Source organism: Ruegeria sp. HKCCE4148 (assembly GCF_017872495.1).
GTDB lineage: Bacteria > Pseudomonadota > Alphaproteobacteria > Rhodobacterales > Rhodobacteraceae > Ruegeria.
Map to the genome: position 1 here is coordinate 1 of NZ_JAEDOS010000013.1, position 26,106 is coordinate 26,106.

29 protein-coding genes are annotated in these 26,106 nt (G+C 55.3%); 20 read left to right on the top strand and 9 right to left on the bottom strand.

Features of this window, described 5'->3' with window-relative positions; translation table 11 throughout:
- Nucleotides 1-62: 62 nt before the first annotated feature.
- Entirely contained in the window at nucleotides 63-992 is a 930-nt protein-coding gene (locus I9187_RS20130; protein ID WP_209940309.1) for an SdiA-regulated domain-containing protein, read from the top strand.
- 88 nt (nucleotides 993-1,080) lie between these two features.
- Here the strand turns inward: I9187_RS20130 and I9187_RS20135 are convergent, their stop codons facing one another.
- Complete coding sequence (locus I9187_RS20135; protein ID WP_245223330.1) at nucleotides 1,081-3,459, bottom strand: autotransporter outer membrane beta-barrel domain-containing protein; 2,379 nt, start codon at nucleotides 3,457-3,459, stop codon at nucleotides 1,081-1,083.
- A 211-nt stretch (nucleotides 3,460-3,670) separates the two neighbouring features.
- On the opposite strand from I9187_RS20135, the gene I9187_RS20140 reads away from it, so the two are divergent.
- The 10 genes from I9187_RS20140 to I9187_RS20185 all read left to right on the top strand — a co-directional run bounded on the left by I9187_RS20140 (nucleotide 3,671) and on the right by I9187_RS20185 (nucleotide 9,596).
- Nucleotides 3,671-4,228, top strand: a complete 558-nt coding sequence (locus tag I9187_RS20140; protein ID WP_010443781.1) for a hypothetical protein — start codon at nucleotides 3,671-3,673, stop codon at nucleotides 4,226-4,228.
- Between the two features lie 53 nt (nucleotides 4,229-4,281).
- Nucleotides 4,282-4,803, top strand: a complete 522-nt coding sequence (locus I9187_RS20145) for a hypothetical protein (protein WP_010443783.1) — start codon at nucleotides 4,282-4,284, stop codon at nucleotides 4,801-4,803.
- A gap of 5 nt (nucleotides 4,804-4,808) precedes the next feature.
- On the top strand, nucleotides 4,809-5,135 hold the full coding sequence (locus I9187_RS20150) for a hypothetical protein (protein WP_170418283.1): 327 nt from the start codon (nucleotides 4,809-4,811) through the stop codon (nucleotides 5,133-5,135).
- A gap of 114 nt (nucleotides 5,136-5,249) precedes the next feature.
- A complete protein-coding gene (locus I9187_RS20155) occupies nucleotides 5,250-5,984 on the top strand; it encodes a hypothetical protein (protein WP_010443788.1) in 735 nt (244 codons plus the stop codon).
- Nucleotides 5,985-6,305: 321 nt separating this feature from the next.
- Nucleotides 6,306-6,821: a DUF805 domain-containing protein gene (locus I9187_RS20160; protein ID WP_029622284.1), complete on the top strand. Its 516-nt coding sequence runs from the start codon at nucleotides 6,306-6,308 to the stop codon at nucleotides 6,819-6,821.
- Nucleotides 6,822-6,966: 145 nt separating this feature from the next.
- On the top strand, nucleotides 6,967-7,257 hold the full coding sequence (locus I9187_RS20165) for a hypothetical protein (protein WP_170418286.1): 291 nt from the start codon (nucleotides 6,967-6,969) through the stop codon (nucleotides 7,255-7,257).
- Nucleotides 7,258-7,416: 159 nt separating this feature from the next.
- A complete protein-coding gene (locus I9187_RS20170) occupies nucleotides 7,417-8,190 on the top strand; it encodes a hypothetical protein (RefSeq protein WP_170418289.1) in 774 nt (257 codons plus the stop codon).
- Nucleotides 8,174-8,401, top strand: coding sequence for a DUF3955 domain-containing protein (locus I9187_RS20175; protein ID WP_170568172.1), 228 nt, complete (start codon nucleotides 8,174-8,176; stop codon nucleotides 8,399-8,401). Before I9187_RS20170 ends, I9187_RS20175 begins: the two co-directional genes overlap by 17 nt.
- A complete protein-coding gene (locus I9187_RS20180) occupies nucleotides 8,401-8,847 on the top strand; it encodes a hypothetical protein (protein ID WP_209940310.1) in 447 nt (148 codons plus the stop codon). Before I9187_RS20175 ends, I9187_RS20180 begins: the two co-directional genes overlap by 1 nt.
- A gap of 572 nt (nucleotides 8,848-9,419) precedes the next feature.
- The gene (locus tag I9187_RS20185; RefSeq protein ID WP_157769979.1) at nucleotides 9,420-9,596 is read left to right on the top strand and encodes a hypothetical protein; all 177 of its coding nucleotides are present in this window, start codon (nucleotides 9,420-9,422) and stop codon (nucleotides 9,594-9,596) included.
- A 52-nt stretch (nucleotides 9,597-9,648) separates the two neighbouring features.
- Here the strand turns inward: I9187_RS20185 and I9187_RS20190 are convergent, their stop codons facing one another.
- The 7 genes from I9187_RS20190 to I9187_RS20215 form a co-directional block, all read right to left on the bottom strand.
- A complete protein-coding gene (locus tag I9187_RS20190) occupies nucleotides 9,649-10,062 on the bottom strand; it encodes a hypothetical protein (protein ID WP_068337444.1) in 414 nt (137 codons plus the stop codon).
- A 92-nt stretch (nucleotides 10,063-10,154) separates the two neighbouring features.
- On the bottom strand, nucleotides 10,155-10,787 hold the full coding sequence (locus I9187_RS22015; RefSeq protein ID WP_245223331.1) for an AAA family ATPase: 633 nt from the start codon (nucleotides 10,785-10,787) through the stop codon (nucleotides 10,155-10,157).
- A 126-nt stretch (nucleotides 10,788-10,913) separates the two neighbouring features.
- Complete coding sequence (locus tag I9187_RS22020) at nucleotides 10,914-11,303, bottom strand: AAA family ATPase (RefSeq protein WP_245223332.1); 390 nt, start codon at nucleotides 11,301-11,303, stop codon at nucleotides 10,914-10,916.
- Between the two features lie 497 nt (nucleotides 11,304-11,800).
- On the bottom strand, nucleotides 11,801-12,403 hold the full coding sequence (locus tag I9187_RS20200) for an amino acid synthesis family protein (RefSeq protein WP_010443804.1): 603 nt from the start codon (nucleotides 12,401-12,403) through the stop codon (nucleotides 11,801-11,803).
- Between the two features lie 13 nt (nucleotides 12,404-12,416).
- Entirely contained in the window at nucleotides 12,417-14,525 is a 2,109-nt protein-coding gene (locus I9187_RS20205) for a CoA transferase (RefSeq protein WP_209509666.1), read from the bottom strand.
- Nucleotides 14,522-15,322, bottom strand: coding sequence for an alpha/beta hydrolase (locus I9187_RS20210; RefSeq protein ID WP_209509665.1), 801 nt, complete (start codon nucleotides 15,320-15,322; stop codon nucleotides 14,522-14,524). Before I9187_RS20210 ends, I9187_RS20205 begins: the two co-directional genes overlap by 4 nt.
- The gene (locus I9187_RS20215; protein WP_209509664.1) at nucleotides 15,322-15,723 is read right to left on the bottom strand and encodes a RidA family protein; all 402 of its coding nucleotides are present in this window, start codon (nucleotides 15,721-15,723) and stop codon (nucleotides 15,322-15,324) included. Before I9187_RS20215 ends, I9187_RS20210 begins: the two co-directional genes overlap by 1 nt.
- 143 nt (nucleotides 15,724-15,866) lie before the next feature.
- On the opposite strand from I9187_RS20215, the gene I9187_RS20220 reads away from it, so the two are divergent.
- Genes I9187_RS20220 through I9187_RS20235 form a run of 4 tightly spaced genes read left to right on the top strand, consistent with a single transcriptional unit; the run spans nucleotide 15,867 to nucleotide 20,155 of the window.
- Nucleotides 15,867-17,348, top strand: coding sequence for an aldehyde dehydrogenase (locus I9187_RS20220; RefSeq protein ID WP_170740612.1), 1,482 nt, complete (start codon nucleotides 15,867-15,869; stop codon nucleotides 17,346-17,348).
- 11 nt (nucleotides 17,349-17,359) lie between these two features.
- Nucleotides 17,360-18,400: an LLM class flavin-dependent oxidoreductase gene (locus I9187_RS20225; RefSeq protein ID WP_209509663.1), complete on the top strand. Its 1,041-nt coding sequence runs from the start codon at nucleotides 17,360-17,362 to the stop codon at nucleotides 18,398-18,400.
- A 4-nt stretch (nucleotides 18,401-18,404) separates the two neighbouring features.
- On the top strand, nucleotides 18,405-19,208 hold the full coding sequence (locus I9187_RS20230) for a carnitinyl-CoA dehydratase (RefSeq protein ID WP_170686487.1): 804 nt from the start codon (nucleotides 18,405-18,407) through the stop codon (nucleotides 19,206-19,208).
- Nucleotides 19,208-20,155 carry a 3-hydroxyacyl-CoA dehydrogenase NAD-binding domain-containing protein gene (locus I9187_RS20235; protein ID WP_170686488.1) on the top strand — a complete coding sequence of 316 codons (948 nt, stop codon included), beginning with the start codon at nucleotides 19,208-19,210 and terminating at the stop codon, nucleotides 20,153-20,155. Before I9187_RS20230 ends, I9187_RS20235 begins: the two co-directional genes overlap by 1 nt.
- Here the strand turns inward: I9187_RS20235 and I9187_RS20240 are convergent.
- Nucleotides 20,137-21,207, bottom strand: coding sequence for a GlxA family transcriptional regulator (locus tag I9187_RS20240; RefSeq protein ID WP_209509662.1), 1,071 nt, complete (start codon nucleotides 21,205-21,207; stop codon nucleotides 20,137-20,139). The genes I9187_RS20235 and I9187_RS20240 overlap by 19 nt on opposite strands.
- Nucleotides 21,208-21,327: 120 nt before the next feature.
- Here I9187_RS20240 and I9187_RS20245 point away from each other — a divergent pair, with 120 nt between their 5' ends.
- The 5 genes from I9187_RS20245 (at nucleotide 21,328) to I9187_RS20265 (ending at nucleotide 26,103) form a co-directional block, all read left to right on the top strand.
- Nucleotides 21,328-22,218, top strand: coding sequence for a 3-keto-5-aminohexanoate cleavage protein (locus I9187_RS20245; protein WP_170667835.1), 891 nt, complete (start codon nucleotides 21,328-21,330; stop codon nucleotides 22,216-22,218).
- Nucleotides 22,211-23,212 carry an ABC transporter ATP-binding protein gene (locus tag I9187_RS20250; protein WP_170667834.1) on the top strand — a complete coding sequence of 334 codons (1,002 nt, stop codon included), beginning with the start codon at nucleotides 22,211-22,213 and terminating at the stop codon, nucleotides 23,210-23,212. Before I9187_RS20245 ends, I9187_RS20250 begins: the two co-directional genes overlap by 8 nt.
- Before the next feature lie 76 nt (nucleotides 23,213-23,288).
- Entirely contained in the window at nucleotides 23,289-24,395 is a 1,107-nt protein-coding gene (locus I9187_RS20255; protein ID WP_170667833.1) for an extracellular solute-binding protein, read from the top strand.
- Nucleotides 24,396-24,460: 65 nt separating this feature from the next.
- Nucleotides 24,461-25,309, top strand: coding sequence for an ABC transporter permease (locus I9187_RS20260; RefSeq protein ID WP_170667832.1), 849 nt, complete (start codon nucleotides 24,461-24,463; stop codon nucleotides 25,307-25,309).
- The gene (locus I9187_RS20265; protein WP_170568163.1) at nucleotides 25,306-26,103 is read left to right on the top strand and encodes an ABC transporter permease; all 798 of its coding nucleotides are present in this window, start codon (nucleotides 25,306-25,308) and stop codon (nucleotides 26,101-26,103) included. Before I9187_RS20260 ends, I9187_RS20265 begins: the two co-directional genes overlap by 4 nt.
- Nucleotides 26,104-26,106 lie beyond the last annotated feature (3 nt).

Below are 26,106 nucleotides of genomic sequence, written 5' to 3' on the forward strand. Positions count from 1 at the left end.
TCGCATCCGGACTGTGATACGAACGCTGATACAGGGATGTGGTCCAAGCGCGAGAATATCCAATGTCAGAACACAAGCTGCTTCGGTCGAAAATTGGCTTTTCACGGCGCTTCCCCAAGCTTAGGACACTGGCTTCTTTTGCAAGCGCTACTATTGCATTTCTGGCTTGGATTGAGCTCGCCCACGCCGACAACCCCGGTTTGACTCTCATCGCCTCATTCAAGGTGGCAGATAAATCGGAAGGCTTCTCAGAGCCTTCCGGATTGTCTTTGTCCATCGCTGAAGGCTTCTTGTGGTCCGTAAGCGACGCTGAACCTGGACTGCACCTACTTGGAACCGACGGGGTGTTAGGAAACTCTTTCAAGCTGCCTTCATTGGCGGGATCAGATCTGGAGGGCGTCGCATCACGAAAAGATGGGTCTGTTTTAGTACTTCAGGAAACTGATCGATCAATTCTAGTCGTTCACCCGACAGACCCCATTCAACTAACTACAATCCCTCTCACATCTCTCAAAGGCTACTCGGACGCCGCTGAATTGCTCGTCGGCAATCCATTGAATAAGGGACCTGAGGGCATCACCGTCGATCCGGACACCGGCCGAGTATTCGTGGTTATCGAAGGTCAGCCGCGGCTGTTGTTGGTATTGTCACCAGAGCTGACTGATATTGAGGAAATCATCCCTTTGGATCGCGAGGCTGGTTTTATGTCTGATCGCGTAGGGGACGATGAACTGGATTTGAGCGGCCTGGCATGGTCCCGGTCCTCACGTTCTCTTTGGATTGTGAGTGACAAAAGCCGTCAGATCTTCGTCTACAATCCAAAATCCAAGTCAGTGAAGTCTATCAGTTTGACGTTCACAGAAGATGGAAAACAAAAGGAAGTTAAACATCCCGAAGGGATCGCTCTCGATGAGACCAGAGGGCTTCTCTACATCCTGACAGACGACGCCAAGAAATCGCGGCTCTATGTTTTTAATATCCCCAAATTTTGATCGCTAGGGAATGAAGCTCACATCGCCACAATAGCTTCCGCAAGTTGTTGCTGCTAGCTTACCACTCCTCTTCGTTGGTCCGCCCTAATCAGAACCGAACACTTAAGTTTGCACCGAGGCCGTGCTCTTGGCCGTTGGAGCGAACTGAATAACCATATCCTGCCGTCAGTCTGGCCAGATCAGAAATCTGATACCCTAGCCCCAGACCAAGAACGAAACCATTTGCACCTCGGTTTTGTCCGACTTGTGTGAACGTGCCAAATATCGGGCTCGTGACAGTGATTTCGTGCTCACTATCCTTGTTGGCAAAGAAGTCATACTCGTAACGAGCAAAGGCGATTGGGGTTAGCAAACCATTCTCTGTCAAGAAGTCCCGTTGGTAGTCAAACCCAATGGAAGCGACCAGAGACTCTGCATTCGCTTTTTCAATCGAGTAGTTGAAGTCACCACCGCCAGTCTCTGTGCCTGAACCTTGTTGAATACGCCCGTAGTTCAATCCAAAAACCGTAGAAACCCTAGCACCGCTGTCCAGGCTAAACAGCTTCCGTGCCTGGATACCGGCGTGGATTCCCTCTTGGTCCAATTCCGATTTAGCCTCGCCTCCTGTAAAGCCATCAACAGAAGGGTTAGTCCGTTTGGCGTCAGTTTCACCGAACATGTAACCGATCAGCCCGGAAAACTCCCAGGTTCCTGTTGTTGTACGCCCATAGACGCCCACATGATAGCTGTCGGTCGAAAAGTCCTGATCGACTTGATCGTGTTCATCCATGGAGGATGTCCCAAAACCTGCGTACACGCCGACCACACCTCTATCGGTGCTTGCGACATCCGCTCCGACCAGAATGGTGCCCAGCGAATAGTCGAATGTCCCAAGGCCGTTGCTTCCATCAACGTCCCCGCTCACATAGGCCGTGTCGATCCACCAGCGCCGATCAGAGCAGTCTATTGCGCCACTAGGGCTCTGGGCCGAGTCGATGTCTCCCGATGCAATAGGTTGATCCTCATTGCTGAAGCCGACCGCTTGATACTTGCGGCAGTCAGCGTGGCTCAGCACGGTGTTGGTTATCAGGTCAAGTTGCTCCAGACCAACGGTCAAATTGGAGGAATATGGTTCTGCGTGCACACTATTAAACCCAGCCAAACCTGAATTGGTAAGCGTGTTAACGGCATTGCCCAAGGTTGTGCCGTTGGTCAGGTTGGTTCCTGGAGACGTGTTTGTGGTGTTGGCCACCGCACCAGCAAGGTTGCTTGCATTGGGAGATCCAACAACTGATGGATGTTGCGGTAAACTCGAAACGGGGAGGGTCGAAAACGCAATATCAATTCTACCGTCTGCGGTTGGCGTGTTTGAGATACTCAGACTGGATAGGGCGGGCAGAGATCCTCCGGCAACAAGAGTTGGGGAGTTTCCATCGAAACGCGAGGCTTGAAAAACCGTGTAGTCGTTGCCAGCAGCATAGTCCTGCGCAGTCAAGCCTGGACGAGCGGCTTCGACTTGTATGGTGGCGTTGTTGATACCAGTGACTGCGTCTGTTGACGAAACCAGATCCGCTTTTTGTGCCGCTGCGGGGTCGACTTCCGACAAAATCGTCGACCCCGCAGCGAAGGAAATTGCACTATTAATATTCAACGTCCCAATCGAGGAGCCCGGTGAAAGAACAGCGCCATTTCTCACGTTGAAATTGAATGCGTTCACGGTGCCGTTGCCGGCCAGAGTACCAAAGTTATCAAAATCGACCGTGGTTAAGCTGCTGGACGCGTCAAGCCGAAGTGTTGAACCAGCACCGATCACCATATTGCTGGTGGCCGACATTGAACTGTTGGTCAGTGTAAAATCAGACGCTTGAGCGCTTCTTGTCTGAATGTTGATCACACCAAACGCGATTTCCGTCGCGTTTGTTACTGTCAAATTATCGTAAGTTAACGGCGTGTCTGATTGGAAAAATACCTCGGTTGGGTCAACATCACTCCCATTTGCGGGCGCAAATGTCATGGACCGTCCTGATCCTATCGAAGTCCCTACAATATTGACTCGTAGTCTGCCGTTGATTTGCGTCGTCAGGGCCTCCCGTGAAACAAAGTCGCCGCTCCCTGCCGCGACATCGACGTTCAACAAAGTCAGTACCGATGCTCTGTCTGGATTTTGACTCTGCCCCGGGACATACAGCTCAATTTCCCCAGAAGGCGTTATGGTGGAATTACCAATCAGAAGCGCCGTGATGGGCCCGTTTGGAATTGGCAGGCAGGTTTTAACAGTAGAAGATATCGTCTGCCCGCTAAGAATGGTCTCTGTTCCAGCAGTGTATTCTTGACGCGGAGCACCAACTTCAGCGCAAGATTGCGAACTTTGGGCCTGGGCAATGCCGGGCAGTAAGAAGTACGCCAAGGCTCCGAGTGTGAGCTTAGTGAAAAGTGCGCGATCAACGTACGGCGCTACGCTTGCCTGAACTCGATCCTTTGTTTCCATAAGCTCTCCCCACTAACTTCACAAACGCGGCCACAACCTTTTGCGATCATCCGGAGAATATTTGAGCACAAAAAAATATTCGAATGAAAGACCGCTATGGCAAATGGTTTTTGATGGGGGGCCGCGGTGCAACAGTGCCGCTTGAAGATTATTCGCCTCGCGATAGAATTTACTCACGAAACTGCAAGAACTCTGCCCGGAGTATTCGCGCATGCAGAAAGCACACCAGTTACGTCCGTCTGCTGCGACGAAGCGCTTAAAGCGGCCGTTCAAGCAAAGTGCAGCGAGTTGTCGAATGCCAGTGTTCGAATTATGGATTGCGCGGATGATGTTTGCTCCCAACTGTCACGCGTCGCGGCGAACTGCAGATGTACTCTTCTGCAGGGAAAGGAGCCCCAAGGTGGAAGTGCGGAAAGTTGGACTGGATATCGGTTTCGCCACGCTCAAAGGCTCGTCCACGGCGGTCAATTCCCAGCGCTTAGCCTGCAACTCCGGCGTGTCGAAATCTCGGATCATGGAAGCGTCTGAAGGCATAGTCTGCTGCGGAAATGGTGCCGCAGAGAAGGTCATCGACAACGCTTTCGTGAGAGAGCCAGACGACCCTTGGAGTGTAAGCGTTGCTTTTGATGGCGATACCATTCGCGCGATGACGTCGCACAGCTTTTTCGATCACAGCCGCCGACAGGGTTCCAGTTCGGGCTGTTTGGCGAAGAACGGTCGAAATTCCTTGTCTTCAGTGATGGTGACGAAACTAAATCGAATTCGGTGACAACACCGGCGAACCATGCAGCGGAACCTTAGGTACATGATGGAGAATCGAAAATGGAGACTAAGATAGCCAGAAAGAGCAACCGCGACGATGCCCGGAAATGGGCGTTCTTTCTCTGTGCAATCTTGACGGCATTCAACACTGGTCCAGCAATTGCACAAGATTGGTCTGCGCTGCCGGCGCGGTTGGCCGAAAAGGTCGAAGCCGCCCAAAGGGCTTGTTCTGAATTCGAGAACGGACAGTTCGCCCTGGAGTTCGGTGCGGTTCGCCGCGTGGATCTGGACGGAGACCTCCAGCGGGACTGGGGGCTGGACGAAAGTGGATTCTCGTGTTCGACCGCTGCATCACTCTATTGTGGTACAGGCGGTTGCATGTCCCATTTCCTGATCGAGGATCGTGCGTTTTCGCTTCTCAATCAGGGTTGGGAGATGGCGAACATCGGCCCGTTCCGGGTGCTTCTGGCGGATGTGCATGGCTCGCAGTGTGAAGGTATCAACCCAACGCCCTGCATCGTAGCCAGCGTATGGGATGCAGAAGAAAAGGTGTGGCGCAGCACGCGCGCAGAGTGGGAGTAGCGTATTTGAAACGACACCTCGAAATGATTATGCTCAATATCGGCACTATCGCATCGGTGCTGGCTGTTTCGGGGTGCATTGAAACTACTCCTGAGGTTGCCATAAGCGAACCTGATCCGGAATTGATCTTCGTCCGCGGCTACAGAAGCGCTGCTGATGATTGCCGCCTCGTTGGCGAAAGCGCTTTCACCCTCGATTTCCTAGACGACGCTGCCGATCTTGTAGCGTGTTCAACCGGTTCGACGGATATGGATGAACTCATGGCACAGACTGGTGTGCCAATCCTGACCCAGACGAACAGCTACACATTTTTCAGCGTACCGCGAAGGTAAGAAACATCCATGTCCGCGTCCCAATTCATTTTTTCTTGCGTCCCCACAACAATGGCAACCATTACAAGAATCACGGCCACTGCGAGGAGTGCAACGAAATCTTTCAGAGAAAAGTTGTCAACATCGTTTGCCATCTCACTATTGGCTGCAGCTGTGATCGGGAACAACGCTGCGGGGGATCCTATACCCGAGGGTCCACCTGGCGACATTGGCACCTTGACCGAGGAAGACTTCATTGTCGATGGATCTGCAGGTGGCGCAAAACGCTTTACCTTCACCAATGGCGAGCGAAGCCTGTATTTCATCCCCATGATCCATATCGCCGAGCAGCCTTTCTATGATCGTATTGCCGCTGAGGTCGAACGCCTCAAGCTAAATGGAGCGGACCTCTATTACGAGTTTATCGACTTCGACACGGCCAGCGTCGCCGACAAACTAAGGATACGCGCAATGCTGGGCATGCTTCCCTCGCCGGCCTTCTATGCCGAGAACGTGTCGGACGGTCTTGTTGCACAGGACAACGAGGCTTTCCTTGGCTTCCCCGGTGGTCAGGATGTGAACGTGGATCTGACACCAGCACAAATCGCAGACGCCTATGAAATGCTGATTGGACCACTCGAAATCAGCGAAGAGAACCTGTCGACGCCCATGAGAGACTTCGTTCTGCCGACTGCGGACCCCGCGCGGGTCACGCAGATCACAATTGACGCACGTAACAGGCACTTGGCAGCCGTGATCGATGCCGCTCCGGGTAACGTCGTTGTCCTCTATGGCGCAGCGCATGGCGCGGGGACCCTGCAAGAGTTGCGGGCTCTCGATCCCGAATGGCGGCGCGCGCCCACATTTTGACCGGCCGACCCCACCTGACAGTTTAGTATCGACGCCCGAGAAAGAGTGCGTGCGTCTTCGCGTCTGGTTTACCCCAGAAGCGTGCTTCACTCAAAAAGCATGATGAGGTGACACGGAGGCCACGGTATGGGTCGGGATTACCAGGTGCATTTTGTACTACCGCAGCAGGGAAACCGAGCGCTGCTTCAGAGAAGATTCTAAGGTGGCGAATTTGGACACTCACCGGTTTTGAGGGAGCAGTGCCAAGGCGATTGACTAAGCCGTGGAGTAGGGTCCATGATTTCAGAGAGATCGGGCCGCCGCTCTAAGGAGTTCGGAAATATGGGATTTGTTCAAGCAACCAAAACGTGCTTTGGAAAGTACTTTGTTTTTTCCGGGCGTGCAGTGAGGTCTGAGTACTGGTGGTTTGTGCTGTTTGTTGTTCTCGTAAGCCTCGTCTTTGCAATCGTCGACGCATCAATCTTTGGGACGGATCCCGAAACCGGACAAGGCATCCAAGTCCTGACCCCAATTTTTCAGCTTGCCGTTCTAATACCCATGCTGGCTGCTGGATGGCGTCGACTGCACGACACAGGACGACCGGGCTGGTATTTGCTTTTGCCTGCAGCACTAAGCATCGCGACTGTGCTCATGCTGTTCAGTGGCATCGCAGTGTTCTCTGCGCTCGAGCAAGGCGCGAATGATCCTGAAACTCTGAGGGGCCCAGCGGCTTTCCTCGGTGTCACCGGGTTGATGGTTGTCGGTATTCTGCAACTCATACTCTCAGTGCTCATGATCTGGTGGCTGAGTCGACCGTCACAAGAAGGCGATAATGCATACGGTCCCGCTCCAGTTTGACGCTATGACGCAGACTTGGTCAGAGGTTTTGCGGGGACGTAGTAAAGTTGTTTGGGAGAATACTAAGGAAGAATCTACGGTTTGCCTGCACGGGTCTCGCTATTCCGACTGTCAACAACCAACAGAATCAAATTGGGGGGAATAAGTGTCTAACTATTCAAAAATTGGCCTTGCAGTCTTCGTTGCAACGGCTGTCGCAGGCTGTGTCGAGACGACGCAACCCGGCTCTGGTGACGGTGAGGCCGTCGCGCGCGCCAATTGCGTCGCAGATGTCAACTCTACCGTCGGTGTCACCGGTTCGTCAGTGAACGACGTTACTCGCCTTGACGATGGCTTTAGCCTGCTCATGAACGTACCCGGCGCGCAAAATTTCTGGGTCTGCGAGACGACTCCGTCCGGCGCTGTCACGTCCGTGTTCTTCATGGGTGAGGGATAAGCTCTTTGAAGCGTGCGGTCTAAAGAGCCGCCTATTCCAAGAGGAAAAAAGATGTGAAGCGGGTGTGGCTTTGGGCACTAGGTTGATGAGTCAACCGGCTCTCACGAATTTGAACACCGGCAGCCGCCGGTTTCGCTCTCTACAATAATGAGGTCATAAATGAACTGGCTTTCCACATTATTTACGTCCTTTTTGCTCGCTGCTCCATTGTCGGCAATGGCAGATTGGCAGTTTAGTTCAGGCCCAAGCCCTAATGCATTCATTCAGGCGAACAATATCACTTTAGAACTGCAATGCGACCGCATACGGTTTGCTCCAGCAGGCTATGAAGACAGCCAAGACATCGTGAACAAGCAGGGGCTTTCGTTTCGATTCATGAGCAACGGCACAGCTGAAGTCGGTGCGTTTCAGGCCGGGCGGGCCAACAGTTCCTTCCGGGTTGTGGACAATTACCCCGTCGAAATTGAGTTCAATGACGCCAATGACTACGTGTTTGTTCTGGATCAGATTGCCGCTAACGCGACGCTCAATCTCTCTATGACCGATCAGGACATTTCGTATGCGATCCTCGAATTGAAGGGGTCTTCGGCGGCCATCCGTTCGTTGAAACGCAGTTGTAGTAACCTCGCCTCGTCGGGTTCAGGTTCCCGTCCGGAAGCACCTGAAGGCGTAGTCTACTGCGGCGGGGGCGGCACTCAGCGACAGATCGAATATGCCATTGTCGACACCGGCAGCGACTGGGACGCGCGTGTTACGGTCAACGGTGAAACGATGGACGCAATGACGTCCTACAGCTACTTCGGCAATGCAGAGCCGCCGCGTGGCTTTATCGTCGCTCTCTTGGGCCAGGACCGTTCCGAGTTTCTCGTTTTTGAAGATGGTTCAGAGCGTTGGATCGAATACGGAGACTATCGATATGATCAGTGCAACTAGGCGCGCCGCGAAAGTGACCCTGATCTCGGCGCTGTTCTCTTTGACCATTGGTGCGGTTTTATGGGTCCTCTATTGGGTGCAAGGTGTGCAGATTGACGAGGACGGAGTGCTGCGCGAAGCGTTTTTCCTTCTCGGCCTTGGATGGATATTCACCTTAGGTGCAGTGGCGATGCTTCTGACGTCGCTGTTTCTCTATTTTTGGAACCGTTAATGCGGCTCTTCGCCTTAGTCGCGGCGATGGTAGTGCTGGTGACTGCCGCGTTCTGGGCGGGCGCGCGTGTACAGCTGGCCGTACAGGAGGACAACTGCCTGGACCTCGGCGGTGGAAGACATCCAGGGGACTACCCGGTATGCGTGGTAGAGCGATTTCCTGACTGGCTTTCCATCGGCCCGATTGCTCTAATGCCTGCTGCTGTCCGCGAAATGAGCACCGAAGAGACCGGCAATGAGCAAGTGATCCTTCGGCTCGAGCTAAACAAAGACGCTGCTTTCGCCGTGGCGGGCCTGACAAGAGCGAAGATCGGAAAGGACCTTGAGCTGCGAGTTGGGAACAGGATGGTTAGCGCCGTGACGGTCAGAGAGGAGATCGCGAACAGGCGATGGAACCTCATCCTTCCCAAGGAGGCCGCCGATCTCGCGGTGCGTGAATACCAATGACTCAGCTAGCGCAGCTTCCTGCATCGAAATAGAACAATTGTGCGGGTCTGCTAGAGGAAAATCTATGGTCGAAAAACTTAGATAGCACTCTCTGCCGCAGCCTTGATCTTCAGCTTTCTGCTTCTGGCGGGATGTGCAGATTCCGTCCGGCAAGGCGGCGCGTGACAAGACACCCTGTCGGTGGTTTTGGATCAGGGTCCGCCCAGCAATATCGAGCGGCTCAACGATGGTCGGCGAGCATACTAGTGGATTGTCGAATTCACAGGCACGCAACCGATTGTAACCAACGCAACGACGAATGTAGAAAACGACATTTTATGTTCTACCCTAGCGAATACGTCATCTACTACGTTCGAGCCCTATTAGTATCGTTGCCCTTATTCTTTGATTGCGACGCCGCAGGGATATAAGTGGGCCATAGAGGGGCTTTTCAACGGGCGACCCAGATGTAACTAACCTTGCACCGATTTAGGTTATGCAGAATACGGCCCGGAGATCATCTTAGCCATGGAAATAACGGGAATCTGCACTCATCATTGAGATTTATGGAATCATCAAATGACGGAAAACCTATGAACTATGATGTCGCGCACGCGCTTGCTTCTGGTGCCTTACTTTACGCCACCTATTGGTTAATGCAGCTTACCGGTGTCCTTGACGGAAAGAGCAAGGGAAGACAGCGGCTGACACTTGCGGTCGCCTTTGCAGTCGTTATTCTTTTGCTAAATCTAGTGTGGCCAACCGCCTGATGAGTTTCCTTTAAGACTAGTTCACGAAGTCGCCGGGAGAGCGCTACCGCATTCAGCTCTCAGGAACCCATCCGCATAAAGTGTAGATCTGGTAAGTGGAGGTTTCTTCGTCTGGTGAGTTTACAACCAGCAGCCTATTTTTCTCAAGCGGGGTTAAGAGCTGGCGGTAAGAATAGGTTGCACCGTCAAATGAGCAGGCCAGATCAACGATTTGCACCGCGGTTCCGCGAAGAGCCTGAACTTGAGCGTAAGCACAAGACCCGTCGTCCGATTTGCGCCCCTCGTCGTCATAGATGACGTATCCGGCACGAAGGTCCCCATATTCCTCCGAAATCCGCGCGCCTTCCGCGCACGAAAGACCTTCCGGGACATAGAGTCCAGAAAAATGAACCTTTTCGGCCACTACAATCGATGAACTCAAGCCATACAAGATAGCGGCAAGATGTACCGTAGATTTGGAAACCATGCGGTTATATCGCGCGCGAGGTCAGTGTGGGTCAAGGCGATTCCGTGTAACGCACAACTCAATCGCGCGCGTTGTTAGCACTTCCCTAAAGGCTATCGTTTGGGCCACGACCAAGGTATGGGTTCCGCCGCTTCGACAAAGGTTTCCCCAGTGGCTTTGCCGAGGTGATGCGTGAGCGCATTACCCTTGCTCAAAGCTTTGGCTAACGCTCGGTTGTGAGAAACGACGATGATCTGACTTCGCGCGGAGGCTTCTTTGATCAACCGAGCTAGAGGTGGGATTAAGTCAGGATGCAGGCTTGTTTCGGGCTCATTTAGGACCATCAGGCTAGGAGGTCGTGGCGTCAGTAAGGCCGCCACGAGGAGCAGGTATCGCAGGGTCCCATCCGACAATTCCGCAGTGCTGAGCGGGCGCAGCAACCCGTGCTGTTTCATTGTGAGGCTGAATAACCCATCTTTCGCATAAACCTCAATTGAACTTCCCGGAAATGCGTCCATGATGGTCTTTTCAAGTGTTGCCACATCGCCGATTTCCCGAATTGTCTCAATAGCTGCCGCCAGGTCCGAGCCGTCACTCGTAAGAATTGGAGTTCGGGTGCCGACCTGTTGCCTTCTGGCCGGGGCCTCACGATCAGTCCGAAGTTGATCATAGAACCGCCAATTCCGCATACGGTCTCGTAAATGCAGCAGCTCTAATGCGTTATTCGGATCGGCTGCGTGGGTCATCATACTGTCAAACGGTGGAAGGGTAGTGGCCGCCTGGTTCCAAGAACCGTACTCCGACCGTACCCGTACACACGGGCCACGGCGCTCTGCAAGCGCGTTGTGTCGGCTCAATGTCTCGCCGATCCACTATGCTTCGGACTTGATCTCAGGATCATTAGAAAAGGCTGAGGTTTCTGCTGGCAATCCAAGCTCGACTGCGTACCCGTAGTCTTCGGACGCAAAGCCAAGCTTTAGGCCGACTGGTTTGCTCCGAGTCGTTCCGGTGATGGGTACTTCACCCGTTTTCATCCCTCGAGACAGCACTTCAGGCCCCGCCCACATTGTGGAGCCCAACCCTACTTCAGACGCGAGTGTAGAGATGACACTACCTTGTGACACCTCGCTCAACATTCGAAGCGCGCGATACAGCGACGACTTTCCGACCCCATTGCCACCGGTAATTACCGTCAGGGGAGCAAGTGGCAGAACCAGATTTCGGAGAGATCGATAACCGGCGACAGCAACTGTAACAAGCATTTCAGTCTTTCCGGCTCCGGCGATCACACATCAACAGACGATCTATCAGACTAAACACAGGATGTCCGCAACAGGTTTTGATTAAGGGTTTCATGTAGCCGCTGCGAATGAGAGCTTTGTCTGTGGCTGACACAGTTGCATGGAACAAACTTCCTTGCTGTTATTTCTGTCCAAATGAGCTAGACGCACTAGAAAAAGGGAAGTGGGTAGTAGTTGTAAAGCCGCTTTTTATGAGGTTGGTGTCCCTGAGCGAACTCCATGTTTGGCGCTCGCTGCCTGATGATGAGTGTCTGAGCATTTCTAAACGCTTCCGGCTGAACGCGAAGTGACTCCGGTTTAGCCGACCCAGAATACCCCATCAAGGAGGCGGCGGTCGTTGGCGATTTTGCGCCCAATCCTTATTTGTTGATTGTCAGGTCTCGTGCTGAGTTGGTCTGCATCGAAGACAACAACTTGCCTCAAGCCAATTACCTGATACGCATCATCATCGTAACAAACTAGACCCCAGCCGGGTTCTCCACATCCCTTCCCAAGGCAGCGAGGTCTGAGTATCGGTCGCCGATCCGGTGGTGCGGGCGACCACGGGTTGATGCCCCCAGAGCCACAACAAGTTCATCCACATCCGGCGCGTCGTAGATTGAAAACTGGACGGTCAGGTAGTGCGACCGCCGCCCGGTATCATGTTTGTCCATCAGCGGGATCTGAATTTGGGTGTTCGCGGGCCCTCGCGTGTTTGTGAAACCGAGATAGCTTTTTGCACCCACTGCCTCACGATAATAATTTCCGTACTGCAGGGTGTGAATAAGCGCGGAGGCATGTTCAATCTCACAACTTGTCCCGGCGATACAGGCTTTTCCGTAGGCTTCTATCGCATCGCCTGACCCCGCCAGAGCGATCAGTCTGTTGGTGAGCATCTCTCCCAGAACTGGCGCCATGCGCTGAATCTCTGGTGAAAGATCATCGACAAAGCCACGTCCTGCCCAAGGGTTTCTGACCACCGCTGCCACGCCGATCATGCGCAACACGGGTTCCGAAGGTCGGCCTCCTTCTGTGTGAATATCCTCATCAAAGGTGACTACCTTGCGCAATTCGGGGATCATATTGCTTCTCCTGTCAAACGTGATAGCTGTGGTGCCCGGTCGGTGTGTGTACGACGCCTTCGACTTCAGTTCCGTGGTAGAAACCAAATGTACCGTGGCTGTTTTCCTTTGCGTAACGGCGCAACATCGAATTTTCAGCCCCGTCGCGTACGCGTTCCAGCGGCAAGTCGCCGAGATCAAAGTATTGCATGCCGTCAGGGGGCTGCCCATGAACGCTTCCGTGGTAGATGATCCGCTGCGTCCCACTTTTGGATATTCGATAAACCGCATAAGGATGCGCCAGCTCTACAATCAAATCTCGGTTTGACAGATCAGTGATCAGCCCATCTGCAGAATTGTTATTTGCAGGAGCAACCGGCACTGAAATGTGCCCGCTTTTGTCAACGGAGAGTAGGACCCGATCTTCGTTGGCCAGTACCGCTCCGACGGTCACACCACCTGCAGTGGCGGCCTCTGTCAGGGCACTGTTGAGCCCCAAATCGAAATAGGCACCGCGAAAGTAGCCCAGCGGATGTCCCTCGCGCGTTTCGAAGTCCTCCACGCGGCCGATCAGGATCAGATGGTCACCAGCATCGACCAAACGGTGTCGGGCACAGCTGAACCGGGCGAGCGCACCGTCTATCGTGGGCATGTTCCGCGCGTCAGGTTGCCAGGCTGCAATGTCGAATTTTTTGGCTGATTGAGACGCGAAAAGGCCCGAGATTTCTTTTTGGTCGTCCGACAGGACGTTGACCGTGAAATGATCCGCCTGCAGGAAGGTTTCAAAGGACAAGGCCTGCTTACCGACACAAACCAGGAGTAGAGGTGGGTCGAGAGAAACGGAGGTAAATGAGTTCGCCGTGAACCCGCGCGGGGTCCCGTCCGGCTGCCGGGTAGTTACCACTGTCACACCGGTGGCAAAGCGCCCGAAGGCGTCGCGCAGCGCCTTCCCGGCTAAGGGTTCCGTCGACTCCGGTGGGGTCAATCCTTCCAGAATGCTATTGTGCTCACCTAGCGCAGGAGGGGTCGTCAGTGCACCTTGGCGGTGTCGACCGAACCGCAACGGGTTTGCTGCTACGATCCAAGGTTCATGTCCCGCATCCGGATGGGGGACCTTCGCCAGCATGCCGCGACTGGCTACATGAGGGTCGGCCGCGATGTCCGAGATAGTGTTCATCGGGCCGAACGGGACCTGGCCACCCAGTGTTGCCGTCAATTGCTCCTTAGTCCGTTGTCGGGTCCAATCGCGTACGATTTTGTTGACTTCGGAAGCATGGTTGGCCCGGGCCGCCCTTGTGGAGAAGCGGTCATCTTGTCCAAGTGACGGTTGCCCCATCAGCCGCGTCAAAAGCTGCCAAAACGCGTCATCGACAATACCAAGCGCGATGTGGCCATCGGCTGCAGGGTAAAGGCCAAACGGGGAAAGGAATGGATGCCCGTTGCCTTCCGGTCCGGGCACCTCTCCTGTCACGTCATGCAAGTAAACCATTCTTTCGCAGAGCGAGATCATGGCATCATACATGGCCACATCCACAAACTGCCCTTTGCCCGTCGCTTCGGCCTCGCGCAGGGCGGTCATGATACCGAAAGCCATCATCATGCCGGTGAATATGTCACCCACCCCAGGTCCGGTCTTGGTGGGTGTGTCAGCATTCGGTCCGGTGACGGACATCAGACCGCCCATGGCCTGCGCAACCACATCGTACGAAGGCCAGTTGGCATAGGGGCTTTGGCCTGTGCGCGGGTCGCCAAAGCCACGGATCGCGGCATAGACGAGCCGGGGGTTGTCGGCAGCAAGGCTTTCATAAGACAGGCCAAGGCGATCCATCACGCCCGGGCGGAAATTCTCGACGATGACGTCCGCCGTTGCCGCAAGTTCTCGAAAAGTCGCGCAGCCCTCGGACGATTTCAGATCAAGCTGCACGCTTTTCTTGCCGCGGTTCAGGCTTACAAAGTAGCCGGCCCAGGCATGATCCGGATCGTCTTGACGGAACGGTCCGTTGCCGCGGCTGGTGTCGCCATGTTTGCCTTCGATCTTGATCACCTCGGCCCCGTGATCCGCCAGATGCATTGTACAATAGGGACCTGAAAGCATCCGGCTCAAATCCAACACACGCAGGCCTTTGAGGATTTTGGTGCTCATGGCTTCAGATCCAGATTGTTGAGAAAGCTGCGGAGTGGCTTGTTCACTGCGGCCGGGTCTTCGGCAAGTGCCATATGCCGCAGTCCCGGGAGGATAAGTGCACTGCCCCCCGCAATCTCGCTTGCGATGGCATAGGCCATGTCAGGCCCGTTGCCGAAATCCTCATCACCGGTAATCACCAGCGCCGGGCAAGAAATCGGCGGGCTTGGCGCAACAATTTCGTCGATACCATCGGCCAGCACGCGATAGATGGTGTGGTAAATTGCTTTGTCATTGGCCATGACCCAGTCGCGTACCGTCTCCATCATACGAGGGTTGGACTGGCGGAACGCATCGGTGAACCACCGGTCCAGCGCAGCTTCGACCGTTGCCTTTGGTCCGTCCCGCCGTGCCTGTTCCACCCGTTTCAAGATTGCCTCTTGTGCGGCGTCGGTCCGTTTGTGAGGGGAATGAAGGATCACCAGAGCTGAAACCCGTTGTGGCACATCCTGGGCAAACCGACGCGCGATCATGCCACCCAACGAGAACCCTGCGATAACCGCGCTTTGGATGGCGCAGTGGTCCAGCAAGCTCTCTAGCTGGCGTGAAAACATTGAAAGGCTGGGGCGTTCGGGTGGCGGGGCACTTTGCCCATGACCATATAGATCATAGGTGAGAACGCGAAAGCGATCAGACAGTGCAGGGATCGTCCATTGCCAGCAATCCTGGTTCAGGCCCAGCCCATGGATCATTACCACAACAGGCGCACCTTCTGGTCCTGTCATTTTGAAATGGGTTCCGTCTGGTGCAATGTCCATCAGGATTGGTCCTTGAGGGGGCGATAGGCTACGACTTCGACCTCAACGCGGGCATCCACCAGAAGATCGCTGACCACAGCCGACCGGGTTGGAGGCTCAACTGGAAAATAGTCGGCGTAGACGGCGTTAAATCCAGGGAAATCGTCGCGCTCCCGCAGCCAGACCATGGCCTTGACGACATCGTCGCGGGTGCAGCCTGCCTTGGCCAGTGTCTTGGTGATGTCGTCCAAAACTGCGCGGGTCTGCTCTTCGATGGTGCCATCGGTCATAGGCACGCCGTCTCGCATAGGAATTTGCCCTGTCAGAAAAACGAAATCACCTGCCCGAACGGCGCGGGACAGCGACAGAACCCGTCCGCCAATTTCCAGTGGACCTCCGATAACCTGCTTTTTGCTACCCATTTCCAAGCCTCCCTTTGGAACAGCCTGCACCCATGATCGGATGCGAGACCCGGATTTTTCGACAGACTGCGTCGTATTTTCATAACCCTGAGGCGCGAAAGCAGACATGAATAGGGAGGCAACAATCAGGGGGGAGGCACGCCATGGCTGATGTCAAAAACTATCAGATGCTGATTGATGGCGACTGGGTCGACGCTGCGGATGGCGGTACTTTTGACAGCGTCAACCCAGCCAATGGTGAGGTCTGGAGCCGTGTTCCAGAGGCAACTGAGGATGATATAAACCGCGCAGTCACCGCGGCGCACACTGCTTTTGTCGGCGGGCCGTGGGCGCGTATGACACCGACCGAGCGCGGCAAATGCCTGCGCAAGCTGGGCGATCTTCTAGCGGATCATTCCGAAGAGCTGGGACGAACTGAATCCATCGACACCGGCAAGATGCTCAAGGAAACGCGTTGGCAAGCCAAGTACATTGCCGAGTTTTTCCACTTTTTTGCTGGGTGTGCGGATAAGGTAAGCGGCGAGACACTGCCCATCGACAAACCTGACATGTTTGTCTTTACCAAGCGCGAACCTCTGGGCGTGGTTGCTGCCGTGGTGCCATGGAATTCGCAATTGTTCCTTGTAGCGGTCAAGATCGGCCCGGCATTGGCTGCCGGGAATACGGTTGTTCTGAAAGCATCCGAACATGCCAGCGCGGCCATGCTGGAGTTTGGGCGACTTGTCGAAATGGCCGGTATCCCGCCTGGTGTGGTCAACATCGTAACGGGTCATGGTGAGCCCTGTGGACGGGCTTTGACCGGGCATCCACTGGTGGCGCGCGTCTCTTTTACCGGTGGCCCAAATGCCGCGCGCCATGTGCTGGAAAACGCAAAACGCAACTTTGCCGAGGTCTCATTGGAACTGGGCGGCAAGTCGCCCTTCATTGTTTTTGATGACGCCAATATCGAAAGTGCAGTCAATGCCTCGATTGCCGGTATCTTTGGCGCGACAGGGCAAAGCTGCGTCGCCGGATCGCGGCTCTACTTGCACGAGGACATCGCGGATGAGTTTCTCGACAGGATGGTGGCGCAGGCGCAGCAGATCCTCATTGGCGATCCACTGGCCGAGGAAACTCAGATGGGGCCGCTTTGCACCCCTGGACAGTTGGACCACATCCAACGCGAGGTTGCCTTCGCTCAGGAAGAGGGCGGCACAGTTCTGGTGGGGGGCAAGCAGCCGGAAGGCAAAGCAGGGCTATATTTCGAGCCAACCATCATCGACTGCCCACGGCAGGATCTGCGTATCGTCGATACAGAGCTTTTCGGCCCTGTACTTTGCGTCCAGCGTTTTAAGACCGAATCTGAGGTGCTGGAACTGGCCAACGATACCGAACATGGGCTGGCGGCGGGCATCTTTACCACCGACGGCGCGCGATCCTTGCGCATGGCAAATGCGGTGCGTGCCGGCATCGTCTGGGTGAACACCTACCGTGTTGTGTCGCCGATAGCGGAGTTTGGTGGCGTTAAAGGATCAGGCTATGGCCGCGAAAGCGGGTTCCAGGCGATCTACGATTACACCCGGCCCAAGACGGTCTGGATGAACACATCGGATGAGCCGATGGCGAATCCGTTTGTAATGCGCTGAGGGAGGTGAGCATGAAATTCCAACTTGCCGTAAACATGGAGCGGATCGACAACAGTATTGATATGAAAGACGTCGCGCGCCACACATTGGAGATGGTGCAAATCGCCGAAGATGGCGGTTTCGATATCGTCTGGTCTGCCGAACATCACGCGCTGGAAATGACCATTGCCCCGAACCCGTTTCAATTGCTGACTTGGTGGTCGTCCGAGACCAGCCGGATCCGGCTTGGTACGGCAGTGGCCACTGCGGCCTACTGGCATCCGATCAATCTGGCGGGCGAGGCTGCCTTCACCGACCTGATCAGTGGAGGGCGGCTCGAGTTTGGCATTGGATCGGGGGCTTATCAGCGAGAGTTTGACCGCATGAAGCCGGGCCTCAAGCAATCCGACGCCTGGCGCTACATGCAAGAAATGCTACCGGCCGTACGCGCGCTTTGGCGCGGGGACTATGCGCATGACGGAGAGTTCTGGCAATTTCCGACCTCAACATCCGTTCCAAAACCGGTTCAGGACGAGGTGCCGGTCTGGGTCGCTGCGCGATCACCGATCACCTACGACTATGCCATGCGCGAGCGCTGCCACGTGAATTGCTGGCCGTTGACCAGACCCTTTGCCGAGGCGGAACTATACAAGCGCCAGCTGGACGAGGCCATCGCCAAGGCAGACAATGGATGGCACCCCCGCTTCGCTTTGATGCGGCACGCCTGTGTCTACGACAACGATTCCGATCGCGATCAAGCCCTCGCGGCCATTCGCCGACTGCTTTCTCAATTCGAGAACCTATTCCGAAACGCCGGTGATGTCGTGAACGGTTTCCCCGCCCCCCTGTCGCTTGATGAGATCAAAGGGCGCGAGCAATACGATCCGCTGATGCTAGAGGAAAACCTCATGTTCGGGAATCCGGACACCATCATCGCCAAGCTCAAGCGCTATGAGGCTTTGGGTGTGAACGAATTCATCTACTATGCCTCGATGGGGCTTGATCACGCGGCGCAGCAGCGATCCTTGCGCATGTTCTGCGACGAGGTCATGCCGGAATTCAAGGAGGGCTGAAGCCATGTCAGATGGAGTCAAGATAAGCCGCGACGGCCACGTTCTGGAAGTTATGCTAGAGCGGGGCAAGGTAAACGCGATTGACGTGCCCACCAGTCAGGCCTTGGCCGCGGCGTTTCAAGAGCTGCACGAGGACAAAGACTTGCGTTGCGCGATCCTGACCGGGGGCGGAGATCGGATTTTCTCGGCCGGGTGGGATTTGAAGGCCCTGAACGAGGGCGAAATGCAACTCGACAACTGGTGGGAGAGTGATGACTACGGGTTTGGCGGGTTCACGGGTCTGACCGAGAATTGGGCGCTCAACAAGCCGGTTATCGCGGCGATCAACGGTCTTGCCATCGGCGGTGGATTCGAGATGGCCATGGCCTGTGATCTGCTGATTGCGGCGGATCATGTGGAGTTTGGCCTGCCTGAAATGCCTTTGGGCATCGTTCCAGATGCGGGGGCACTACAACGCCTGCCTCGGAGAATACCGCACAATATCGCGATGGAGATGTTTCTATTGGGCCGTCGCATGACCGCCACCGAGGCAGCGCATTACGGGTTGGTCAACAAGGTGGTTCCAAAGGATCAATTGATGACAGCGGCCCGGGAATGGGCGGCCTCGATTGCCTGGTCAGCGCCTCTTGCAATGCAATCTGTCAAAGAAGTGCAGCGCGAGATCGAGTGCGTGCCGCTTGAACAGGCTTTTCACAAAATGCGAACCGATCCGATGCCGATCTACCGCAAGATGCTGAAATCTGATGACGCGGCCGAAGGTGTCGCGGCTTTTGTCGAAAAGCGTGAACCCAAATTCAAGGGTGAGTGATGTATCCTGATCCCTCCTCAATCACCCGCATCACGAGTATTGGCGCTGGTCCCATCGGCGGAGGTTGGACCGCGCATTTTCTTGCGCGTGGCTATGATGTGACCGCCTATTTGCATGACGCAAGTGAAACGGATGCTTTCCACGCGATCCTGCATACTGCTTGGAAAAGCTTGAGGGATTTGGGCCTTGCTGCTGGCGCGTCGCTTGACCGTTTGCGTATTGTTACTGATCTGGAGGCTGCACTGGACGGCGCCGAATTTGTGCAGGAAAGCGCGCCCGAGCGTCTTGAGATCAAGCAGGCACTTTATCAACGACTCGGGCTCATTTTGCCAACAGACGTCGTGATTGGCTCTTCCACGTCCGGCTTGATGATGACCGACATCCAAGCGACTTGCGCGACACCGGAACGCTGTGTGATCGGCCATCCCTTCAATCCACCCTATTTGCTACCACTGGTCGAAATCGTGGGCGGCGAACAGACATCACCAGAGGCGGTGGCTTGGGCCGGGAAATTCTACGAAATCGCGGGCAAGGCCCCGTTGATGATGAAAAAAGAGATCCCCGGCTTTGTCGCGACCCGACTGCAAGAAGCGCTGTGGCGAGAGGCCCTGCATATGGTCGCCAATGGAGAGGCAACGCCGGAAGACATCGACATTGCGCTCATGAACGGCCCGGCGCCTCGTATGGTCTCGCAGGGTCAGTGTATGGCTTTTCACGTGGCCTGTGGTGCCGGAGGCATGGCCACCAACCTGGATCAGTTCGGTCCGGCGCTTAAACTGCCTTGGACTCGGTTGGAGGCACCTGAGCTGACGAAGGAATTGCGCGATCGCATGGTCGATGGCTGCAACGCTGTCGCCGGCGACCGAGATTTCGAGGACCTGGCAGCCCAACGAGATCGCGAAATAGTTGCAGTGCTGAATGCTCTTCGTCAGTCCCGCGGGGGATAACCTTGAGCGGGCACGTTGTTCAGAATGGACAAGAAATCCGAGAGAGAGCCGGGCCAGCTGGGTGCCGGCTCGCTTTTCGGCCATGCCTCACGGTATTCGGATGGGCGCCGGCCGAAGAATTTACCGAATGAATAGGCAAAATGTGACAGTGTATTGAATCCTGATGCGGTGGCAATCTCGCGTACACTGAGGTCGGTCGAAATCAACAGTAGGCGAGCATTCTGCAATCGGCGCAATAAGCCGAATTGCACCACGGTACAGCCCACGTGTTTCTTGAATTGGCGTTCCAGTTGACGCTGAGAAACACCCAGAACATCAGCGATTTGGGGCACCTTGAGCGGCTCTTCTATGTTTTCTTCGATCAGGGTCATCGCTTCTCGGATCAACGGAAGCATGGTTTCCGTGCTCCGGCCCATGGTGCTGCGCTGGGGTGAGGCGGCGTCGCGAATGGGGTGATGCAGCATCTGGTCTGCAATCTCCCCCGAAAAGCCGCTGTCGCTGATGGATTCAATCAGCCTTAGCATCAGATCGACCCCGGCCAACCCGCCCGCGCACGTCATTACCTTGCCGTCAATAGTGAACAGACACTCATGGACATCGACCCGATCAAAGGATTCCCGGAACCCGCTTAACCAGGACCAGTGAATAGTTGCAGGTTTGCCGTCCAACAGGCCTGCCCGCGCGACGATGTAGCTGCCCAATTCAACACCGCAAATAGTTTCGCCTGCGCGTGCGCGTTTTCGCAACCAGGAAAGTAAAGTGGTGTTTTCGTAGTACTCAGTGCCCCAACTGCCCAATACAAACACAAAATCCGCCGGAGTGAGGCTGCTGCAATCAGTGTCAACTGCGGTCGTCATGCCATTGCTGGCAACAATCTCAGGACCGTCGAACGAGACGATGTCCCAGGAAAACATCGGTTCTGGCGCCAGGTAATTTGCGATCCGCATGGTTTCGATCATGGTGATCAGCGTGGTCAGGTTGAAGCGCGGGACAACGACAAATACGGCATGCCGTTTAGCCCGAGGCATATGCGTTGTGATGTCGACATGCATTGGTTTTACCAAGAAGCTTTAGGTCAGATTTTTCGCCATTCTAACCTAATCTGTGGCGGATAATCGACATCTTTATCCGTCAATCGCGCGGCAATCTAGGTAAAAAGGGGGGGCTCGGATATGACCTACGAAGTTGTGCTGACCTGCGCAGTTACCGGTGCGGGAGATACGACCGGCAAGAGCCCTCACGTGCCGGTGACCCCGAAAGAAATTGCTGATGCGGCAATCGAAGCCGCCAGGGCAGGGGCCTCTGCCGCGCATGTGCATGCGCGTGATCCTGAAACGGGGCAGGGCTCGCGCGATCCGGCGCTCTTCAAGGAAATCGTGGATCGAATACGCGAAAGCGATACGGATGTGGTCATCAATGTTACGGCAGGTATGGGGGGCGATTGGATTTCAGACCCGTCCAATCCCGCCATGCCCGGTCCGGGCACCGACATGATTGGACCAGAAGAACGGCTCGCCCATATCAAGGAATGCCTGCCTGAAATCTGCTCTCTCGATTGTGGCACGCTGAATTTTTCCGACACGGACATGATCTATATTTCCACGCCACCGACACTGCGTCGGATGGCGGCACTGGTTCAGGAATGGGGTGTGAAGCCCGAGCTTGAGGTCTTTGATCTCGGCCATATCCGATTTGCCAAGGCGATGGTGGAGGAGGGGCTGATTGATGCGCCGCCGATGTTCCAGTTGTGCCTTGGAATTCCATGGGGGGCCGATCAAACGGTGGAAACCATGGCGGCCATGAAGGCGCAACTGCCCGTAGGCGCCAGCTGGGCCAGTTTTGGGATTGGGCGGGGGCAGATGCCGATGGCAGCCGCAGCTGTCGCGCTTGGCGGGAATGTGCGTGTCGGTCTTGAGGACAACATCTACCTTGATCGCGGGGTTCTGGCGACAAACGGCCAGCTTGTCACCCGCGCCCGAGAGATCGTCGAACGGATGGGTGGGCGGATCCTGACACCGCAAGAGGCGCGCAACAAGCTGAACCTGAGGGGGGCGGATGGCTGATCCAACCCAAACCGGTAGCTTGCAAATTCGCAATGTCTCCAAGTTTTTTGGTCAGTTCCGTGCTGTCAACGACATCTGCCTGGATATCCGAAATGGAGAGTTCCTGACGCTGTTGGGCCCGTCGGGATCGGGCAAAACCACCTTGTTAATGATGATCGCCGGGTTTCTCGACATATCGAAAGGAGAGATTGCGCTGGACGGTGCGTCCATCTCGGATGTGCCCGCCGAAAAGCGCAATTTCGGCATGGTGTTTCAAGGATATGCTCTGTTTCCCCATATGACTGTTCGCGACAACGTAGGTTATGCGCTAAGCGTACGTAAACGCCCCGCCGACGAAATTCGGAACCGTGTCGACGAGATGCTGGAGCTGGTTCAGCTTCAGGAGTTTGCAGATCGCAAACCGGGGCAGTTGTCTGGTGGTCAGCAACAACGTGTGGCCCTTGCACGTGCCTTGTGTTTTGCGCCGCCTGTGCTGTTGCTGGACGAACCGCTGGGAGCGCTGGACAAAAAGCTGCGTGTCGAAGTGCAGGAGCAGCTCAAGGACATTCATCGCCGCGTTGGCACCACCTTCATCTATGTCACCCATGATCAGGAAGAGGCACTGTCGATGTCTGACCGCATCGTGATCATGCGCGACGGCGCGATCGAGCAGGTTGGCACGCCAAAAGAGCTGTACGAGCGCCCGATCAATCAGTTCACCGCCAGCTTTCTGGGGAAATCGAACTTCATTCATCAACAGGGGAAGGTCTTTGCCCTTCGCCCGGAAAAAATTGATCTGATGCTTGGCAACGAAAACACCGAGGCCCGGATGAGGGGCGCCATTCGCAGCATCACCTATTTCGGCTCGATGCAGAGGATCATCGTGGACACCGACGAGGGGGCCGAGATTGAGGTTGATATCGACGTCTGGCGCAACGCCTCCGATCTGGCAGAGGGGGTGAGGGTGGATTTGCTTTGGAAGGATACAGCAGCAGTGGAGCTACAAGCGGGCTAGGCACCCCAACACAGAACGCCCAGAAGCGTCATGACCGAAAGCCGAGTCAAATCTCGGATCAAATGGGAGGAAGAAAATGCACGATAAACAATTCAAAAAGGAAATGCTTGCCGAAAGCGCCCAGGCGTTCAAGGCTGGCCGCATGGACCGGCGCACGTTTCTGGCGCTTTGCGGTGCCTCGGGTGTTGCAATGAATGCGGTACTGGCGGGCGACGCCGAAGCGGCGGCAGACCATGTCGTGATGTGGAACTGGGGCGGCCAATCCGAAGAATGCCATGGCTCGGCCATCGGTGAGGCCTTTACCGCCAAAACCGGCAAAGGTTTGAAGTTTGATACCTCTGGTCCGCTGGAAGGCAAGATCAAGGAAATGGTCGACAGTGGCAATGTGACGGCCGATGTGGCGGATGCGGATTTGTTCAACGCCGTGTCACTTGGACCAACCGGGCATCTGGAGCCGATTGACTATTCCGTGGTGTCCAAGGAGAAAACGCTGCCCGGCTATGCGCTGGAATATGGGGTGTCGATCATCCTCTACGGGTATGCCTTTGTGTATGACACTGAAGCCTATGGCGATAATCCACCGCAAAACTGGGCCGATTTCTTTGATACCGAGAAATTCCCCGGGACCCGTGCGCTTTACAAATGGGCAAATGGGTCGCTCGAGGCCGCATTGATGGCCGATGGCGTCGCTGGCAGCGATCTCTACCCGCTTGACATGGAACGCGCTCTGAACAAAATCCAGTCGATCAAAGATGACAGCCTTTACTGGGGCTCTGGATCGGAAGTTCACTCGATGGTGGTCAACAACGAGGTCTCGATGGCGATCATCTGGCAGAACCGGGGTCGCAACATCGAAAACGACACTGACGGTCAATACAAGCTGGTGAACAATCAGGCGATGGCGATGCCGGGGGCGTATATCGTGCCTAAGGGCAACCCCGCTGGTGCCGCAGTCATGGATTTCATCGCCACGGCGCAGGATATACCAGCGCAGCTGGCGCTGTTGGATTGCCTTGGCATGACTCCGTCGAATCCCGAGGCCTTTGGCCAGATTCCCGAGGACCAACAGCCTTATGCGATCACCTCGGCCATGAACATCGACAAGATCGTTTACAACGATCCTGAATGGTGGGGTAAAAACGGCGGCGACGCGGTGAATGCCTTCCTCGAAGCGATCAGCTGATCGCTTTAGCTTATGGTCACCCGATCCTAAGGGTCGGGTTGCCAAACCCTTTCCGAAAGCTCTGGATGCAAGCCTTAAACCGTCATATCCACCCAGGATGGCTGATTATCGCGCCTTTGCTGCTGATGGTGGTCGCGCTCTATCTCGGGCCGATCCTGAATATTCTTTGGCTGAGCGTAACAGACCCCGAGCCTGGGTTTGGCAACTATGCCAAACTGGCGGAAGGTGATGCGTTGATCCGCATTGTCTGGACCACGGTACGAATCTGCATCATCACGACGGTCTTCAGCGTCATTTTCGGCTATTCCATCGCCTATGCGATGGTGCATTGCCACCAGCGTCAGAAGACTTACATGCTGACCCTGCTATTGGTGTCGTTCTGGATCTCCATCCTCGTACGCACCTTCGCCTGGCTCATGTTGCTGGGACGCAAGGGGCTGGTCAATGTCACATTGGAAGACATCGGCCTGGTTGCTGAACCCATCGCCTTCATGCGCAATGAGTTGGGCGTTCTGATTGGAATGGTGCATTACATGATCCCCTATGCGGTGTTGCCATTGCTGGTCTCGATGCAATCCATTGATCAGAGGGTGATGGACGCCTCGCGCAACCTGGGGGCCAGCGGAAGCCAGACCTTCTGGCGGGTCTACCTGCCGATGACCATGCCGGGGCTTGTGGCTTCGACCCTGTTGGTTTTCATCCTCAGCCTCGGGTTTTATGTCACACCGGCCGTATTGGGCGGCGGCAAGGTGCTGATGGTGGCGGAATACATCTCGGTTCAGCTACTGGTGACCTTGAAGTGGGGCACAGCGGCGATGCTGGCGGCCATCATGTTGTTCGGCGTTCTGGCGATGCTTTGGATCATGTCGCGGTTCATGAAGCTGAGCACGGTGTTCGGGGGGGCAGCGCGATGAAGCCGGGCCTGTTCTCATTTTTCAACCGCGTGGGGGCCTGGGTGCTGCTGTTGTTTCTGGTCACACCGGCCTTGATCGCCATCCCTGTTTCACTGACGCCAAAACGCTTTTTGTCCATGCCGCAGGGTGAGTATTCGCTGCGCCATTTCCAAAAGCTGTTCACCAGCGAAGAATGGCTTTCGAGCTTTTTCCAAAGTGGTGTTATTGCCGTGTCCTGTTCTGCGCTTGCGACGCTATTGGGCACGCTTTGCGCGATCGGGCTGTGGCGGGTTTCGTCGCGTTTCAGCGAACTGGTGCGCGCTTTTCTGTTGCTGCCATTGATCATACCGCAGATTATTTCCGCCATGGCGTTTTATCGGTTGTGGATACCTCTGGGTCTCCTGGACAGCTACGCCGGTTTGATCCTTGCGCATACAATACTGGCGGCCCCCATGGTGCTGATCACGGTCAGCGCGTCCTTGGCAACGTTTGATCCTAAGCTTGAACAAGCCTCCAAGAACCTCGGGGCCTCTAACTGGACCACCATGCGCCGGGTGATCCTGCCTTCGATCAGGCCGGGGGTTTTTGCCGGGGCGCTTTTTGCCTTTATCCTCAGCTGGGATGAAATCGTGGTGACCTTGTTCATCTCGAAATACAGCGTCTACACGCTGCCGCGCCGCATGTGGAACGGCATCCGTGAAAACACCGATCCGACAGTGGCTGCCGCTGCCGTGATCCTGATTGCCATCACCCTGATTGCCTTTGCCGTCTCTGCGGTACTGTCGCGGCGAAACGCACGGGCTCAGGCAGAATGAATG